The organism is Streptomyces sp. NPDC017979 (assembly GCF_044328175.1).
Classification (GTDB): Bacteria; Actinomycetota; Actinomycetes; order Streptomycetales; family Streptomycetaceae; genus Streptomyces.
Genome location: NZ_JBIRGU010000003.1, coordinates 507,718 through 524,513 on the forward strand (window position 1 = coordinate 507,718; position 16,796 = coordinate 524,513).

Here is a 16,796-nt window from a genome sequence, read left to right on the forward strand (position 1 = left end):
GCCACGGCGCCCTCAACCCCGCCCGATGTACGGCATCGTCGTCGCCATCACCGTGGCGAACTGCACGTTCGCCGACAGCGGCAGCTCCGCCATGTGCAGCACCGTGCGGGCCACGTCCGCCACGTCCATCACCGGCTCCGGCGCCGTCCGCCCGTCGGCCTGGAGGACGCCGGCCGGCATGCGCTCCGTCATCTCGGTCGCCGCGTTGCCGACGTCGATCTGCCCGCAGGCGATGGAGTACGGGCGGCCGTCCAGGGACAGCGAGCGCGTCAGGCCGGTGATCGCGTGCTTCGTCGCGGTGTACGGCGCCGAGTGCGGGCGCGGCACGTGCGCCGAGATCGAACCGTTGTTGATGATCCGACCGCCCTGCGGCGACTGGTCCCGCATCGCCCGGAACGCGGCCTGCGCGCACAGGAACGAGCCCGTCAGGTTCACGTCGACGACCCGGAGCCAGTCCTCGTGCGTCAGGTCCGCGAAGGCGACCCCGGACGGCCCGGACGCACCCGCGTTGTTGAACAGCAGGTCGACACGTCCGCAATCCCGGCCGACCGTGGCGAAGAGCGTGTTCACATCTGCGGGTGACGTCACATCAGTGGGAACGCACAGCACGTTCCCGCCCGCCAACGACGCCGTTCGCGCCAGCGCGTCCGCCCGCCGCCCGGCCACCGCGACCGACCAACCCGCGCCCGCCAGCGCCAGGGCGACGCTCCGGCCGATCCCGGAGCCGCCGCCCGTCACCACCGCGACCTTCTCCCCAGTGGACTGAGTGTTCATGGGGTCGGAGCGTAGCCCCGCGCCCCGTCGGCGGGTGCTCGCGACGGGAAGTCATCGGGTCGTCATCCGCCGGCCCCGTCTCCGACAGCACGGGGACTCCCGCCGCCACTCCCATGCGGAAGGACAACCGCCGCAAGGGGAGGGGACACCACCCATGAGACCCACGCACCCGGACGAACTCCGCGCAGCCGCACGGCACGTCGGGGCCGCGATCGCCCGCCGTCGTATCCTCACCACCGCGGGCGCCGCCGCCGTCCTCGCCTTCACCACCGACCTGCCGGGCAGCGCCCACGCCGCCGCGGTCGACGCCGCCGCCCTGAAGGCGGACCCCTTCACGCTCGGCGTCGCCTCCGGGGACCCGCAGCCCGACTCCGTACTGCTGTGGACCCGGCTGGCGCCCAGCCCGTACGAACCCGGCAGCGGGTTGCCGCGCGGCACGTACACCGTCCGCTGGGAGGTGGCGCACGACGCCCGCTTCAGCCGGATCGCGCGGCGCGGCACGGCCACCGCGCACCCCGAGGTCCACCACAGCCTGCACGTCGAAGTGACCGGGCTCGCCCCGGACCGGGTGTACTACTACCGCTTCCGCACCGGGACGTGGCTCAGCCCCGTCGGCCGCACCAGGACGGCGCCCGCCCGCGACGCCCGGGTCCGGGAGCTGCGGTTCGCCGCCGTCTCCTGCCAGTCGTACCACGACGGCTACTTCACCCCCTACGCCCACCTCGCCGCCGAGGAGCTCGACGCCGTCTTCCACCTCGGGGACTACCTGTACGAGTACGCCGTGAACGCCACCGGCGGCGCCCGCGCCTACACCGACCGTCGGCTGCCCGCCCGCTTCAACCGCGAGACGCTGACCCTGGAGGACTACCGGCTGCGCTACGGCCTCTACCGGACCGACCCCGACCTGAAGGCCGCGCACGCCGCCCACCCCTTCGTCCTGACGTGGGACGACCACGAGACGGAGAACAACTACGCGGACGGGGACCCGGAGAACGACGTCCCCCCGGAGGAGTTCCTGCTGCGCCGGGCCGCCGCCTACCGCGCGTACTGGGAGAACCAGCCGCTGCGGATGCCGCAGCGGCCCGCGGGCCCGGACATGAAGCTGTACCGGCGGCTGCACTTCGGGCGGCTGGCGCAGTTCGACGTCCTCGACACCCGGCAGTACCGCTCCAACCAGGCGCACGGCGACGGCTGGCAGGTGCCGGGACCCGAGTCGCAGGACCCGGCGCGGACGATGACCGGCGAACAGCAGGAGCGCTGGTTGCTCGACGGCTGGCAGCGCTCGGACGCCCGCTGGAACGTGGTGCCGCAGCAGGTCGTGTTCGCCCGCAGGCGCGACGTGCCGTCGGACGCGCACCGGCTCAGCATGGACGCCTGGGACGGCTACCCGGCGTCGCGGGACCGGGTGCTCGCCGGGGCGCGGGCCGCCGGCGTGGCGAACCTGATGGTCCTCACCGGCGACGTGCACGTCGGCTACGGCTTCGACCTCAAGGAGGACTGGGACGACCCCGACTCGCGCACCCTCGGCACCGAACTCGTCGCCACCTCCATCAGCAGCGGCCGCGACGGCGCGGACCGCCCCGCCAACTGGGAGACCCTCACCCGGGCCAACCCGCACCTGCGCTACTACAACGGCCGCCGCGGCTATCTGACCGTCACGCTCGGCGAGGATCAGGCGCGGGCCGACTTCCGCACGGTGCCGGCCGTCACGGTCCCGGGCGCGCCGATCGGGACCGCGGCGTCGTTCGTGACGGTCGCCGGGGACCCGGGCCTGCGGCCCGCGTGACCCGACCTCCCCGCCGGGCTGAGAGCATGGGCAAACACCTACACAGCGGAGGATCCATGACCAGGCCGGACAGCGGCCCGACCGGCGCGGCGGGGAACGAAGGCGACATACCCAACGGGGGACCGGCCCCCGTTCCCGCGGTCCTGAACGCCGCGGCGCCCGTCGCAGCGGCCCCGGCCCCCTCCGTTCCCGGGCCGGCCCGCTCGCCGGAGCGCACCGCCGTCCCCGGGGCCGACGCGGCCCGCCGCGTCGGCCTGCTGGTCACCCTGGTGCTCGGCGGCCTCACCGCCCTTCCGCCGCTCTCCATGGACATGTACCTTCCGGCGCTGCCCGCCGTCACCGACGCGCTGGGCGCGCCGGCCGCCACCGTCCAACTCACCCTCACCACCTGCATCGCCGGCCTCGCCCTCGGCCAACTCGTGGTGGGGCCCATGAGCGACAAGTGGGGCCGGCGGGGCCCGCTGCTGGTCGGCATGGTCGTCTACGTCGTCGCCACCGCGCTGTGCGCCGTCGCCCCGGACGCCGCGCTGCTCGTCGTCTTCCGCCTGCTCCAGGGGCTGTCCGGCGCCGCGGGCATCGTGATCGCCCGCGCCGTCGTCCGCGACCTGTACGAAGGCGTCGAGATGGCCCGGTTCTTCTCGACCCTGATGCTGGTCTCCGGCGTCGCCCCGATCGTCGCGCCGCTGATCGGCGCCCAGGTGCTGCGCTTCACGGACTGGCGCGGCATCTTCGCCGTGCTCACCGTCGTCGGGGTCCTGCTGACCGCGGTGGCGTACCGGTGGCTCCCGGAGACCCTGCCGCGCGAGCGCCGGCACGGCGGCGGCGTCGGACCCGCCCTGCGCACCATGCGGGGGCTGCTCGGCGACCGGGTCTTCACCGGCTACGTCCTCACCGGCGGGCTCTCCTTCGCGGTGCTGTTCGCCTACATCACGGCGTCCCCCTTCGTCATCCAGGAGATCCACGGCGCCTCCACCCAGACCTACAGCCTGCTGTTCGGCCTCAACTCGATCGGTCTGATCGCCGTCGGCCAGCTCAACGGCCGGGTGCTCGCCGGCCGGGTCAGCCTGGACAAGGCACTCGGCGTCGGCCTCGGCGTGATCGTCCTCGCCGGCGTCGGGCTGGTGCTCATGACGGCGGGCGCCTTCGGCGACGTCGGGCTGGTCGGGATCGCGGCCGGACTCTTCGTGATGATGGCCGCACAGGGCCTGATCATGCCGAACACCAACGCCTCCGCCCTGATGCGCACCCCGCACGCAGCGGGCTCCGCGTCCGCGCTGATCGGCACGTCCTCCTTCCTGCTGGGCGCGCTCGCCTCGCCCTTCGTCGGCATCGCGGGCGAGGCCACGGCCGTCCCCATGGCCGTCGTCCAGCTCAGCTGCGCCGTGGCGGCGGTCTGCTGCTTCCTGTTCCTGTGCCGCCCCTGGTCACGCCCCGGAAGCGAGGAGAAGGAGCTCGCGGGGGGACCTCGGGCAGCCCCTAGAATCGATCGGTGAGCGACACCCTCTCCACCGCCGACGCACTGCGCGCCGCCCTCGCCGGGCTGATCGACGAACTGCCCCCGACCCGGGCGGCACAGGCCGTCGACCGGCTGATCGCCAACTACCGCGGGCAGACGCCCACGGACGCGCCCGTGCTGCGGGACCGCGCGGACGTGCTGGCGTACGCGGCGTACCGGATGCCGGCGACGTACGAGGCGGTACGGGCCGCCCTGGACGCCCTGCGCGAGGCCGCCCCCGACTGGGCGCCCGCCACCCACACCGACATCGGCGGCGGCACGGGCGCGGCGAGCTGGGCGGTCGCGGGGGAGTGGGGGAGCGGCGGGGCTGCCCCCGTCGCCACCCGCGTCGCCACCACCGTGCTGGACTGGGCCGAGCCCGCGCTGGCGCTGGGACGGGAGCTGGCGGCCGGCTCGGACCTGCCGGGTCTGCGTTCCGCCCGCTGGCAGCGCTCTCGCATCAGTGCGGCGCTCCACATCGAGAGCACTGATCTCGTCACGGTGTCGTACGTCCTCAAGGAGCTCACCGAGGACGACCGCGCCGCCGTCGTCACCGAGGCCGCCCGCGCCGCCCGCGCCGTCGTGATCGTCGAGCCGGGCACCCCGGACGGCTACCGGCGGACCATCGAAGCCCGGGACCGGCTCGTCGCCGCCGGGTTCACCGTCGCGGCCCCCTGCCCCCACAGCGACGCCTGCCCCATCGCCCCCGGCACGGACTGGTGCCACTTCTCCGCCCGCGTCAGCCGCTCCTCGCTGCACCGCCGCATCAAGGGCGGGTCGCTGGCGTGGGAGGACGAGAAGTTCAGCTACGTCGTCGCCACCCGCTTCCCCGTGCGCCCCGCGGCCGCCCGGATCACCCGCCGGCCCCAGATCCGCAAGGGACTGGTCCTGCTGGACCTGTGCACCGAGGACGACGGCCTCGACCGGGTCACCGTCACCAAACGACAGGGCACCGCCTACAAGGCCGCCCGCGCCGCCGACTGGGGCGAGGAGTGGCCGGCGCCGGAAGCCTGACCGACGATGGGATGAGGAGCGCCCGCCGCCCGGGCCCCGGTCCGCCGGGCGCACGCACACCGCGCGCACCCCACGGAGGCCGCCGAGGTCACGACGGCACGACGGAGGCAGAGACGGAGGCAGAGGTGTCCGAGGAAACCGCGACGTTCCCCACCGATCCCGAGGCCCCCGGCCGCACCGAGTCCAACCGCCGCGTCGTCGTCGGCGTCGACGGCTCCCCCTCCTCCAAGGAGGCGCTCCGCTGGGCCCTGCGCCAGGCCGCACTGATCCACGGCGGCGTCGACGCAGTGATGTCCTGGCAGTACCCCCCGCACTACGGCTCCCTCGGCTGGACACCGCCGGCCGGGGACTACGACCCCGCCGCCGTCGCCGAGCAGGTCCTCAAGGACTCGCTGGCCGAGGTCGCGGGCCCGACCCCGGCCGTGCCGGTACGCGCCCACGTCGTCCACAACACGGCGGCCGACGCGCTGCTGGGCTACGCCGTCGACGCGGAAGTGCTCGTGGTCGGCAGCCGGGGCCACGGCGGCTTCGTCGGAGCAGTCCTGGGCTCGGTCGCCCAGCACTGCACCCAACACGCCCCTTGCCCGGTGGTCGTCGTCCGCGGCCCCGGCGCCTCCTAGGTCCCTCCTTCAGAGCGGGCCCAAAGGCCCGTTCAGGGGCGCAGTTCCTGCGTGCAGCACTTCACGCTGCCGCCGCCCTTCAACAACTCGCCCAGGTCCATCCCGATCGGCTCGAAGCCCCGGTCCCGCAACGGCTCGAACAGACCCACCGCGGCCTGCGGCAACAGCACGTGCCGCCCGTCGCTGACCGCGTTCAGCCCCAGCGCCGCCGCGTCGGGCCCTTCGGCCACCAGCGCGTCGGGGAAGAGCCGGGCCAGCACCGACCGGCTGCCCGGCGAGAACGCGCCCGGGTAGTACATGACCTCGTCCGCCGCCCCGTCCAACACGCACAGCGCGGTGTCGAGGTGGTAGTAGCGCGGATCCACCAGGTCCAGGCCGACCACGGGCCGGCCGAAGAACTCCTGCGCCTCGTCGTGGGAGAGCGGCGACGACCTGAAGCCCCGGCCCGCCAGCACGTACGACGAGGTGACCGCGAAGTCCCCCTCGCCCTCGTTGACGTGCGCCGGCTCGTGGACCTCGGTGAAGCCGGCAGTACGGAACCACTCCAGGTGGACCGCCGCCTCGGGGCGGCGCTCCGGATGGGCGAACCGGGCGCCGAGCACCCGGCCGTCGATGACGGTCGCGCCGTTCGCGGCGTAGACCATGTCGGGCAGGCCCGGCCGCGGAGCCAACAGCTCCACGGTGTGCCCCAGGGCGCGGTAGCGGTCGCGCAGGTCTTCCCACTGGGCCATGGCCAGGGGCAGGTCGACGGGTTTCGCCGGGTCCATCCACGGGTTGATGGAGTACGTCACCCTGAAGTGCGCGGGTGGGCACATCAGGTAGCGGCGCGGCGATGCGTCACGAAGCGATGAGCGCAAAGAAGGCTCCTCACACGGAGACGTCGGGTACGCGGGTGTGCGTGGAGCCATGGTGGGGCCGACCCGGCCGAAGCGCGCCGACCGTGCGGCGAAGCGTCGCCGAGGACAGCGCTTTTTGGTGGTTTTCGCGGTTTCCTACGAAAACCCACCCGCCGCTCCTTCGTCGGAACCGCGCAGAAACCGGCCGTGCGCGACTGCGAGCCGGCCGTGCGCCGGGCGGTGCGCCGGACCGTGCGCCGGTTGCGCAGTATCCCGCACCCCGCCTCCGTGCGCCCCGGAATGAGTCGAGAGGCCCCCCGGTTGGGGACAGTGGACACCCGCGGAGCAGGATGGTGGGACCATGGCAGGGACCGCGAGGGGCGAGCGTGATGTGTGAGGGGATAGATGGGCGACGGTAAGGGCCGATACCGCAGCACGGAGAGACTCCCCGGAGAGAGCCGCCTCGCGCAGTGGCTGCGCAGGCGCTCGAAGGACGGTGCTCCCGAGCACGGCGTGGTCTCCGACGCCCGTCGCGAGGACCTGCTGCTCGCCGCCGCCGCCGCGGGACTGCCACTGGCGCCCGCCGCCTACCCCGTCGCGTACCGCTGTTCCTGCGAGCGCATCGGCTGTCCCACCCCCGGCCGGCACCCGGTCTCCTTCGCCTGGCAGACCCAGTCCACGACCGACCCCGCGCAGATCCAGCGCTGGGCGCAGGGCGAGCCGCGGGCGAACTTCATCACCGCCACGGGCATGGTGCACGACGTGCTCGACGTCCCCCTGGAAGCCGGCCGCAGCGCCCTGGAGCGGCTGTTGGAGCAGGGCGTCGAGGTCGGTCCCGTCGCCGAGTCCGGGGGCGAGGGCGAGGACGCCCGGGCGCTGTTCTTCACCGCCACCCGCGGCACCCCGGAGGACGAGGACGAGTGGTGGCCCTGCGAGCTGGACTGCCACCCCGAGACGATGGACGAGCACCCGGGCCTGCGGTGGCACTGCCGCGGCAGCTACGTCCTGGTGCCGCCCGCGCTGCTGCCCGGTGACCACTCGGTCGCCTGGGTGCGCGGGCCCGAACACCCGCTCCCGGAGCCGCTCACGCTGCTGGGCGCGCTGACCGACGCGTGCGCGCAGTACGCGCTGCAACACCAGGAGCCCTGGCCGCTGCACCGCTGAGCCACGGCCCGGCCCCCGCGCCTCGCGTCGCCCGTCCTCACTCGCCCTTCACCGACGTGAGGCCGGACATCCGGTCGAGGACGTCGACCTTGCCGTCGGCGCCGCCCGACCCGGCCGGGACGTGCGCCGCCAGGCCCGAGACGCGCTCCTTCGTCACGGACTTCTTCACCTCGCCCGTCATCAGCGGCTTCACGTCCGGATGCACGCTGAGCTGCACGCCCTTCGCCGCGGTCTGGCGCTCGTACGACCGCAGGGTGAAGAAGACGAGCGCGCCGCCGTCCTTCGTGGCGAACCCGAGCGGGGCGGAGTCCTTGGAGTTCACCGGCTGGTCGATCCACTGCGTCGTGGTGCCCGGTTGGGACGGCCGACGGCGCGCCTCGCGCCACTGGGAGGTGTCCGGCCCGTCCTTGAAGAGCGGCGGAGCGCCGGACTGGAGGAACGACGAGTAGTTCTTCGCCAGCGCGGACGGTGCGCTCACCAGCGACGTCGTGTCCACGGGGACGGGCACCGCGAAGCCGTCGCCGTCGGTCTTCAACTCCGGCACCCGGTCCGGGGCCATCGTGTTCAGGTACGCCACCCGCCACTTCTCGCCCGGGCCCTCGCGCAGGAACACCAGCAGCCAGCGCTCGTCCTGCTGGCGGCCCCCGTCCCAGTTGGCGTCCACGTCCGCCAGGAAGTACCGCGGCCAACCCGCCTTCTTCGGTATGGAGAACGAGGCGTCCGTCAGCTCCAGGGCCCGGTGGTTGGGGTTGCCGCCGGGGGACTTGGCCCGCTGCGACGTCATGCCGGCCCGGTTGACCGCGCTCAGCGGGCCGGCGAGCCGGTCGGCGTGCAGCGCCGGGTCGTACGTCCTGAACCGGTCGTTGTACGCGGTGGTGAACTCCGTCAACGCCCGCTCCGCCTCGGCCTCCGTCGCCGTCGGCACGACCTCCCGCTCGCCGTGGACGGTCACGCAGCCGGTCGCGGTCAGCGCGAGCGCGGCGGCCGCCGCGGCGAGGTTGCGGTTGCGGACGTGGTGCCGGCCGCGGCCGCTGCCGTCGCGGTTCCGCGTGCCTACCCGAATCGGCCTACCCATCGGTCGTCTTCTCCTTGACCCCCGCGCCCCCGACTGAACGACCGAACCCTATCGGGGCGAGCGCGACGAGGAGCGCCGGGACCGCGTACAGGGACCAGACGGTGACCTGGAGGACGGTCGGATCGGGCAGGAAGTGGACGAGCCCCTTGAGGGCGGCGCCGTACCAACTGTCGGGCGGGAGCGTGGCGGTGAGGTCGAACACGGGCTCCGCGGCGCCGCCGGCGGAGCCGGCCTCCCGGAGCGCGGTGACGCCCTGCACCAGGATCCCCGCGCCGATCACGCCGACCGCGGCGGCGGCGCCGCGGGCGAGCAGGTCCGGTCTCGCGCGCCGTGCACCCGCGTACAGCGCCCACGCGAGCAGCAGCGCGGTCGCGACCCCCAGCGCCAGCCCGAGCAGCGGCTGGACGCTGGCACTGACGCCGGTCGCGGCGCGGGCCGCGGACCAGAAGTACAGGGCGGCTTCCAGCCCTTCGCGCCCGATGAGGAGGACGGTGACGGTGACCGCCGCGGTGACCGTGAGGCCCGCGCGGACGCGGAGGACCAGCCACGTCACCGCGGCGACCGCGGCGATGGAGAGCGTGCCGGTGACGAGGGCGCGGGTCTCCGGCGTCGGCTGCCGTGACCCGAACTCCAGGATCCAGCCGACCCCGAGGAAGAACCCGACGGTGGCGGCGGCGCCGGTCCAGACGGGGCGGGTGCGGTGCGTCCCCGCGAGGAGCGCGAGTTGCAGCGCGACGCCGCCGCCGACGGCGAGCCCGACCCGCAACCCGTACAAGTACGTCCCGTCCAAACCCGTCCCCCTCGTGCGAGCTGGGGCGTCCTCGCCCTCCCTGCGTGGACGCTCCTGCGCTGCCGCACGGTTCTGCGCGGTCTGATTGCGGGCCGGCGACATCCCCGCGGTTTCCCCTGCGGGGTGCGTCGGTCTCCGCGGCCGGGTGGCGGGCTCGTCGCGCAGTTCCGCCCCCTGTGCCTTGAGGGCACGGGGTACCCCCAGCGCCCCTGAAGAATCCACCCGCCGTTCCGCTGCTGGAGCGCTGATGCCTGCGGGGTGTCTGTGGCTTGTCGCGCAGTTCCCCGCGCCCCTGTTTCGCTGCCCCCGTCGTTCCCAGTACCGGCTGGTGGATCCAAGGGCCTCGGGCACAAGAACCCAGGGGGACTCCCCGCGCCCCAGAATTCCCTCGCCGTTCCCAGTGGGAGGTCATGACCACTGCGGCCGGCGGTGGGCTCGTCGCGCAGTTCCGCCCCTACGCCCAGAGGGCGTGGGGGACACCCAGCGCCCCTGGGTCCCAGTGCCGGGGGCAGCGAAACAGGGGCGCGGGGAACTGCGCGACAAGCCCACCACCGGGCCGCAGAGGCCAACGCTCTCGCAGGGGAACGGCGGGTGGAGTCTTCAGGGGTGCTGCGGGAGGAAATGCGCGAGCAGCCCACCACCAGGCCGTAGAGACCAACGCACCCCGCAGGGGACACCGCGGGGACGTCACGGGCGCAGCGGACCCGCCGCGGTTCGGGTGGGGAGGATCACCGGCGTGCCCGAGCGCGGGTGGGGGAAGACCTCCACCGGCTCGCGGTACACGCGGGTCAGGAGCGACGGCTCCAGCACCTCAGCAGGCGCACCCACCGCCTCCACCCCGCCCCCGGCCAGGACCGCCACCCGGTCCGCGTACGCCGCCGCCAGACCGAGGTCGTGCAGGACGACCACCACCGCGTCCCCCGCCGCCGCCCGCCCACGGCAGATCCGCAGCACCAATTCCTGGTGCCGCAGGTCCAACGCCGCCGTCGGCTCGTCGAGCAGCAGCAGCGACGTCCGCTGCGCGAGGACGCGGGCCAGCGCGACCCGGGCCCGTTCGCCGCCGGACAGGTCGGAGAAGGGCCGGTCCGCGAAGCCTTCCGTCTCCGTCGTCCGCAGCGCGTCCGCCACCGCCGCGTCGTCCTCGTCCTCCCGCGCCGTCCCCGCCCACGGCGCCCGCCCCATCCGGACGACCTCCGCCACCGGGAACGGGAAGGAGAGCGACGAGGACTGGGGGAGCACGGCGCGCCGCAGCGCGAGGTCGCGCGGCGCCCAGTCGCCGGCGGGGCGGCCGGCGATCTGTACCGTCCCCGCGTCCGGCGCCAGGTCCGCGGCGAGCGCGGCGAACAGCGTGGACTTGCCCGTCCCGTTGGGGCCCACCAGCGCCAACACCTCACCGGCGCGGGCGTCCAGGTCCACGCCCGACAGCACCTCGCGGTCGCCGAGCCGCAGCCGCACCCCGCGCGCCCGCGCGAGGACCTCACCGGGCGCCGGCCGCCCCGGCAACTCCCGCTCGCGCACCGAGAACAGCCCCCTCATGCCCAACCTCCCTGCCGACGACGGGTCCTGCGCAACAACCAGAAGAAGAACGGGCTGCCGAAGAGCGCCGTGAGCACCCCGAGCGGCAGCTCCGCCGGCTCGGCGACGGTACGGGCCGCCAGGTCGCCCGCGGCCAGCATCAACGCACCGCCGAGCGCGCTGCCGGGCACCAGGAAGCGGTGCCCCGGCCCGTTCGCCATCCGCAGCAGGTGCGGCACCAGCAGGCCGACGAAGGTGATGATCCCGGCGACGGCCACCGCCGCGGCCGTCAGCAGCGCCACGACCAGGACCAACGTCAGCCGCAGCCGCTCCACGTCGACGCCCAGGTGCCGCGCCGGCCGCTCGCCGAGCGCCAGCAGGTCCAACTTGCGTGCGTAGAAGGGCGCGACGAGCAGCCCGAGCAGGGTGCACGGCAGCACCGCGAGCACCTTCGGCCAGGTCGCCTGGGAGAGCGAGCCGAGCTGCCAGAAGGTGATCTGGGTGATCTGGGCGTTGTCGGCGAAGAAGATGAACAGCCCGATGAGCGCGCCCGCGAAGGCGTTCACGGCGACCCCGGTGAGGATCAGCGTGACCACCTCCGTACGCCCGCCCGACCGGGACATCGCGTACACCAGCAGCACCGTCCCGAGGCCGGCGACGAACGCGCACGCGGTGATGGTCCAGTTGCCGAAGAAGCTCAGGCCGAGCGCGATGGAGCCGACCGCGCCCACCGCGGCGCCCGCGGAGATGCCGATGATCCCCGGCTCGGCCAGCGGATTGCCGAACACGCCCTGCATCAGCGCTCCGGCGCACCCCAGCGAGGCCCCCACCAGCAGCGCGAGGACGACCCGCGGCAGCCGCACGTTCCACAGCACGCTCTCGCCGACCCGGTCGAGCGCCCGCCCGCCGAGCCCGACGCGGTGTTGCACCGAGGCGATCACGTCGCCCAGCGGGATGTCGTACGCGCCGTACCCCGCCGAGACGAGGGCGACGGCGACGAGCGCGGCGCACAGCCCGACGGTCAGCAGCACGGAGGCGGAGTGCCGGCGCTGCGCGGGGGACCCCTTCGCGGGCGGCGGTACCGCGGCGCGCGGCGGGGAGTCGGTCGGCGCGGTCACGCGTCCTTCCCCTGCCCGTGGAGCTGGTCGACGAGCGAGGCGAGCACCTGGTCGGTGCGCGGCCCGTAGTTCAGCAGGACGCCGTCGTCGACGGAGACGACCCGGCGGTCCATGCCGGCCGGGGTCTGCGCGACGCCGGGGATCTTCACCAGTCCGTCGACGCCGTCGACGGACGCCAAGCCCTTGCTCATCACGAGGATCGCGTCGGGCGCGGCCTTCGCCAGCGCCTCGCTGGTGATGGCGGTGAAGTCCTTGGTGAGCCCGGACTCCTTGCCGGCGTCGATCGCGCCCGCCGCTTCAAGCAGCGACGACGCACCGGAGTCGGCGCCACCGATGAGGTAGACGGAGGCGGAGCCGCGCAGGTAGAGGAAGGCGACGCGCGGCTGCTTGCCGTCGGCGGGCTTCGGGATCGTCTTCTGCACGGCGGCGATGCGGGACTCGGTGCGCTCGACGAGTTCGGCGCCCGCGGCCGGGACGCCGAGCGCGCCGGCGACCGCCTCGATCCGGGTCCGTACGTCGGCCAGGCCCTTCGCGGTCTCCACCGTGACGAGCGGGACGCCGGCGTCGCGGATCTGCGCCACGGCCTCGTCGGGTCCGGTGGTGGTGTCCGCGAGGACGAGCGTGGGCCGGAGGGAGAGCACGCTCTCGGCGGAGACGTCGTGGCCGCGGGTCACCACCGGGAGCCCCGCGGCCTGTTCGAAGGTGGCGGTGACGTCGCGGGCGACGACGCGGTCCCCGAGCCCGAGGGTGTACACGATCTCGCTGAGGGAGCCGGAGAGCGGCACGATCCGCTCGGCGGAGGCCACCGTGACCTGCTTGCCGTCCGCGGAGGGGACGGTCACCGGGAGCTTCGGCGCCGGCTTTCCGGCGAGCGGTTCGACCCGGTCGGCGGGGGCCGCGGCGGAGCCGCCCCCGTCCGGTTTCGCGGCGGTGTCGCCGCTGCCGCAACCGGTCGCCACGAGTCCGACGGCGAGGGCGAGCGCGGCGAGTGCCGTACGCACCAAGGGGGTTCTGCGGTCCGAGGGCACGGGGCACCTTCCTGTCTGTCCGTCGTCGGCTGCGGCCACCGGGGGCGGGGCCGCGAATCGGGCGGTACGGGGGGCTACCGACCCGGGCTGGGGATAGCTTAGGTTAGCCTTACCTTGCCTGTCAGGGTGGGTGTGTGCCGGTTGCCCGACCCGTGCCCGTTCCGTGTCCGGACGACGGGCGACGGGCGACGGGCGACGGGCCGAGCGTCCCCGGCGCGCGTTCCCGTGCGGCCCGCAGGCGTCCACCGACCCCGACCCGGCCACCCGAACCCGACTTGCCGAACCCCGACTTCGGCCGTGCGCCCGAGCGCCCGACGCCGTACCCCTGGAGGGACCCATGCCGCCGTACCGAACGGCCCGAGCCTTCGCCGTGGCGTTGCTCACGGCCCTGCTCGGCGCCCTGCTGCCGGCCACCGCCGCCCACGCGGCGGAGAGCGCGGTGCAGGGCGGCAGGCTCGACTGGGGCATCAAGAAGTCCTTCCAGACGTACGTCACCGGGCCGATCGCGAGCGGCGGTTACCGGTTGACGTCGGGCGCGGCCACGGTCGGCGCCGGCCAGTTCCGCTTCCACTCCGCCAAGGGGTCGTACGACCCGGCCACGGGCGCCTTCGAGGCCCGATTCGGCGGCGGGGTGCACTTCACCGGCCACCGCACGCCGAGCGGCAGCCACGAGCTCGACCTGTCGGTGAGCCGTCCCACCGTGCGGATCGCGGGCGGCCGCGGCACCCTCCACGTCGACATGGTCAGCAAGGCCAGGGGCACCGGCAAGGTGACCTCGACCTCCCAGGTCCCCTTCGCCTCCCTCAACCTCGCCGGCGTCAACATGAAGGGCGGCAGCGGCCCGATCCGGCTCGCAGGCGTCCCCGCCACCCTGACCGCCCAAGGCGCCACCGCCTTCGCCGGCTTCTACACCGCCGGCACCGCGCTGGACCCGATCAGCCTCAGCGTCGATCTGGTGAACGCGGCCCCGCCGCGGCAGGAACGGCCGAAGCAGCCGCAGCCGTCGGCCGGCGGCGCGACGAAGGGCACCCCGGGCGCCGAGGACGCGGCGCAGGGCGCGGTCCGGGACGCCGCCGTGGACTGGGGCGTGCGCCGCACCTTCCGCGAGTACGTCACCGGCTCGATCGCCCAGGGCAAGTGGACCCTCGCCGACGGCGCGCAGGACGGCGGCGCCCTCTTCCGCTTCCCGAAGGGCACCGGTGCGTACGACGCCCGGAAGCAGACCCTCGACGCCTCCTTCGCCGGCTCCGTCCGCTTCACCGGGGCGAACCTGGACCTGACCCTCGGCCAGGTCACCGCGAAGGTCACGGGCGGCACGGGCACCCTGAGCGCCGACGTCGTCAGCGCCGGCGCCACCACGAAGGCGGTGCCCCTGGTCACCTTCGCGGCCAAGGACTTCGCGCCGAAGGATGGCCTGGCGACGCTCACCGAAGCCCCGGCGACGCTCACCGCCGAAGGCGCCAAGGCGTTCGGGAACATGTACAAGGCCGGCACCGAGATGGACCCGGTCTCGCTCGCGGTCGCCGTCGACGCCAAGGCGAAGCTGCCCGCCCTGCCCGACCTGGGCAGCGACGCGGGCGCCGCGACCCCGCCCCCGTCGACGCCCGCTCCGGCCGCCTCCGACGCCGCCCCGGCCGCCGCTTCGGCCACGTCGTCCTCCTCCAGCACGGCGACGTACCTCGCCATCGGCGCGGGCGTGTTGATCGCCGCCCTCGCGCTCGCCTTCGTGGTCGTGCGCCGCCGGCGCGCGACCAACGACACCGCGACCGACACCACAGCCGGCTGACCCCCGGTCAGCCGCGCCCGACCGGCCGCCCCTCGGCCGGCGCCACCCCCCGGAAAACCACCTCCCCCGACCCGCAGGAGCAGAACCCGATGTCAGCAACAAGGCGCCCCCTGACCGTGGCCGCCGCGACCGCCACCGCGGTCGCGCTCGGGGCCACCGCCCTGAGCCTGCCCGCCTTCGCAGCCGGCAGCGACGCGCGGCCCACCGCCGCGTCCTCGTCCTCGTCCGCGCCCTCCTACGAGCTGAAGGAAGGCACGCTCGACTGGGGATTCAAGGAGTCCTTCCGCAAGCACGTCGTCGAGCGCTCGGAGGGGACCATCACGGTCGCCGACGGCGCCCGACAGGCCGCCGGCAACGGCCCGTTCGCCTTCACCGGCGGCACGGGCGCGTACGACATGTCCACGCACGGCGTGCGGACCGCGTTCAAGGGCTCCGTCACCTTCGACGCCACCAAGTACGGCTACACGATCGGGCTTGCCGACCTGAAGCTGACCACCAACCGCACCAGCGGCTTCGTCACCGCGGACGTCACCGCCAAGGGTGCGACCCAGCAGGACGTGCAGGTCGCAGCGCTCGACCTGACGGGCAAGTCGCCCGGGCAGGGCGCCGGCGGCGCCATGGTCTTCAAGGACATCCCGGCGACCCTCACCGCCGAGGGCGCCACGGCCCTCGGGATGTACGAGGCGGGCGAGGAACTGGACGCCGTCACCCTCACGGTGAAGGCCGAGATGCCGAACCGCCCCTCGCCCGACCCCGAGCCGGAACCGGAGCCCGAGCCGACGAAGCCCTCGCCCGACCCGTCGGGCAAGCCGAGCGACCCGCCCGCGGCGTCCGACGGCACGATCGTCGACGGCAACCTCGACTGGGGCGTCAAGGAGCGCTTCCGCTCGTACGTCACCACCGGCATGGCCAAGGGCAAGATCGAGGTCTCCGGCGGCGCCAAGACCAACGCCGCCGGGTTCCGCTTCCCCAAGGGCAAGGGCACCTTCGACCCGGCCAAGAAGTCCCTCGACGCCTCCTTCGACGGCGGCGTGCGCTTCCTCGGCCACGAGATCCAGGGCAACTACCTGCTCGACCTGAAGCTCAGCGACCTCAAGGTCCGGGTGGCGGGCGCCAAGGGCACGCTGCTCGCCGACGTGTCCACCAAGGACAAGACCACCGGCAAGGTCTCCACCCACAACGACCTGGGGCTCGCCACCCTCACCTTCCCCGCGAACGCGCTGACGGCCAAGGACAAGCTGGTGCAGTTGACCGGCGTGCCCGCGAAGCTCACCGCGGACGGCAGCAAGGCGTTCAGCGGCATGTACCAGCCGGGCGAAGAACTCGACAAGGTGAACCTCGCGGTCGCCCTCGACAAGTCGGTGAAACTGCCCGACGCCACCTCCGGCGGCTCCTCCTCGGGCGGCTCCGCTTCCGGTGGCTCCTCGTCCGGCGGCACGACCGGCGGAGGCTCCGTGGGCGGCGCCGTCGGCGGCGGTTCGGTCGGCGGCACCGTCTCGGGCGCGGCGGACGGTTCCGTGGGCGGCGCGGTCGGCGGCGGTACGGGCGGCGCCCTCGCCAACACCGGCGCCGACGTCCCGGTGACCGGGCTGCTGGCCGCCGCAGCGGGCATCGCCGCGGCCGGCGCGGGCGCGGTCGCCCTGGCCCGCCGCCGCGGCCAGCGGGGCGCCACCGGCTGACCCCGCACCCCGTCACCGCCCCGGCGGGACGGCCCGGCATCCAACGTGCCGGCGCCGTCCCGCCGTTGACGCGTGTGCCGACACGTGTGCGCAGCACCGCCGTGCGGTGCTTCAAT

The 16,796-nt window shown here is 74.2% G+C and carries 14 protein-coding genes; 7 read left to right on the forward strand and 7 right to left on the reverse strand.

Going from position 1 to position 16,796, the window contains the following annotated elements; genetic code table 11:
• Window positions 1-12: 12 nt before the first annotated feature.
• Complete coding sequence (locus tag ACH4E8_RS11785; RefSeq protein ID WP_398446842.1) at window positions 13-774, reverse strand: SDR family oxidoreductase; 762 nt, start codon at window positions 772-774, stop codon at window positions 13-15.
• 154 nt (window positions 775-928) lie between these two features.
• On the opposite strand from ACH4E8_RS11785, the gene ACH4E8_RS11790 reads away from it, so the two are divergent.
• From ACH4E8_RS11790 to ACH4E8_RS11805, 4 genes are all read left to right on the forward strand, one after another.
• Complete coding sequence (locus tag ACH4E8_RS11790) at window positions 929-2,560, forward strand: alkaline phosphatase D family protein (RefSeq protein ID WP_398446844.1); 1,632 nt, start codon at window positions 929-931, stop codon at window positions 2,558-2,560.
• 56 nt (window positions 2,561-2,616) lie between these two features.
• Window positions 2,617-4,053 carry a multidrug effflux MFS transporter gene (locus tag ACH4E8_RS11795; RefSeq protein ID WP_398446846.1) on the forward strand — a complete coding sequence of 479 codons (1,437 nt, stop codon included), beginning with the start codon at window positions 2,617-2,619 and terminating at the stop codon, window positions 4,051-4,053.
• Window positions 4,050-5,069 (forward strand): small ribosomal subunit Rsm22 family protein, encoded by a 1,020-nt coding sequence (locus tag ACH4E8_RS11800; protein WP_398446848.1) that lies wholly within the window; start codon window positions 4,050-4,052, stop codon window positions 5,067-5,069. Before ACH4E8_RS11795 ends, ACH4E8_RS11800 begins: the two co-directional genes overlap by 4 nt.
• A gap of 125 nt (window positions 5,070-5,194) precedes the next feature.
• Complete coding sequence (locus ACH4E8_RS11805; RefSeq protein ID WP_398446850.1) at window positions 5,195-5,689, forward strand: universal stress protein; 495 nt, start codon at window positions 5,195-5,197, stop codon at window positions 5,687-5,689.
• 32 nt (window positions 5,690-5,721) lie between these two features.
• Here the strand turns inward: ACH4E8_RS11805 and ddaH are convergent, their stop codons facing one another.
• The gene (ddaH, locus tag ACH4E8_RS11810) at window positions 5,722-6,546 is read right to left on the reverse strand and encodes a dimethylargininase (RefSeq protein WP_398446852.1); all 825 of its coding nucleotides are present in this window, start codon (window positions 6,544-6,546) and stop codon (window positions 5,722-5,724) included.
• A gap of 384 nt (window positions 6,547-6,930) precedes the next feature.
• On the opposite strand from ddaH, the gene ACH4E8_RS11815 reads away from it, so the two are divergent.
• On the forward strand, window positions 6,931-7,689 hold the full coding sequence (locus ACH4E8_RS11815; protein WP_398446854.1) for a bifunctional DNA primase/polymerase: 759 nt from the start codon (window positions 6,931-6,933) through the stop codon (window positions 7,687-7,689).
• A 37-nt stretch (window positions 7,690-7,726) separates the two neighbouring features.
• Here the strand turns inward: ACH4E8_RS11815 and ACH4E8_RS11820 are convergent, their stop codons facing one another.
• The 5 genes from ACH4E8_RS11820 to ACH4E8_RS11840 all read right to left on the reverse strand — a co-directional run bounded on the left by ACH4E8_RS11820 (window position 7,727) and on the right by ACH4E8_RS11840 (window position 13,188).
• Window positions 7,727-8,764 carry a hypothetical protein gene (locus ACH4E8_RS11820; RefSeq protein WP_398446855.1) on the reverse strand — a complete coding sequence of 346 codons (1,038 nt, stop codon included), beginning with the start codon at window positions 8,762-8,764 and terminating at the stop codon, window positions 7,727-7,729.
• On the reverse strand, window positions 8,757-9,554 hold the full coding sequence (locus tag ACH4E8_RS11825) for an FTR1 family protein (protein ID WP_398446857.1): 798 nt from the start codon (window positions 9,552-9,554) through the stop codon (window positions 8,757-8,759). Before ACH4E8_RS11825 ends, ACH4E8_RS11820 begins: the two co-directional genes overlap by 8 nt.
• Before the next feature lie 687 nt (window positions 9,555-10,241).
• Window positions 10,242-11,090, reverse strand: coding sequence for a heme ABC transporter ATP-binding protein (locus ACH4E8_RS11830; protein ID WP_398446859.1), 849 nt, complete (start codon window positions 11,088-11,090; stop codon window positions 10,242-10,244).
• A complete protein-coding gene (locus tag ACH4E8_RS11835; protein ID WP_398446861.1) occupies window positions 11,087-12,187 on the reverse strand; it encodes a FecCD family ABC transporter permease in 1,101 nt (366 codons plus the stop codon). Before ACH4E8_RS11835 ends, ACH4E8_RS11830 begins: the two co-directional genes overlap by 4 nt.
• Entirely contained in the window at window positions 12,184-13,188 is a 1,005-nt protein-coding gene (locus tag ACH4E8_RS11840) for a hemin ABC transporter substrate-binding protein (RefSeq protein WP_398446863.1), read from the reverse strand. The genes ACH4E8_RS11835 and ACH4E8_RS11840 overlap by 4 nt, the downstream gene beginning before the upstream one ends.
• Window positions 13,189-13,552: 364 nt before the next feature.
• Between ACH4E8_RS11840 and ACH4E8_RS11845 the strand changes: the two genes are divergently transcribed.
• Together ACH4E8_RS11845 and ACH4E8_RS11850 are read left to right on the forward strand one after the other, a co-directional pair.
• Complete coding sequence (locus ACH4E8_RS11845; protein WP_398446865.1) at window positions 13,553-15,001, forward strand: HtaA domain-containing protein; 1,449 nt, start codon at window positions 13,553-13,555, stop codon at window positions 14,999-15,001.
• Window positions 15,002-15,090: 89 nt separating this feature from the next.
• Window positions 15,091-16,680 carry an HtaA domain-containing protein gene (locus ACH4E8_RS11850; protein WP_398446867.1) on the forward strand — a complete coding sequence of 530 codons (1,590 nt, stop codon included), beginning with the start codon at window positions 15,091-15,093 and terminating at the stop codon, window positions 16,678-16,680.
• Window positions 16,681-16,796 lie beyond the last annotated feature (116 nt).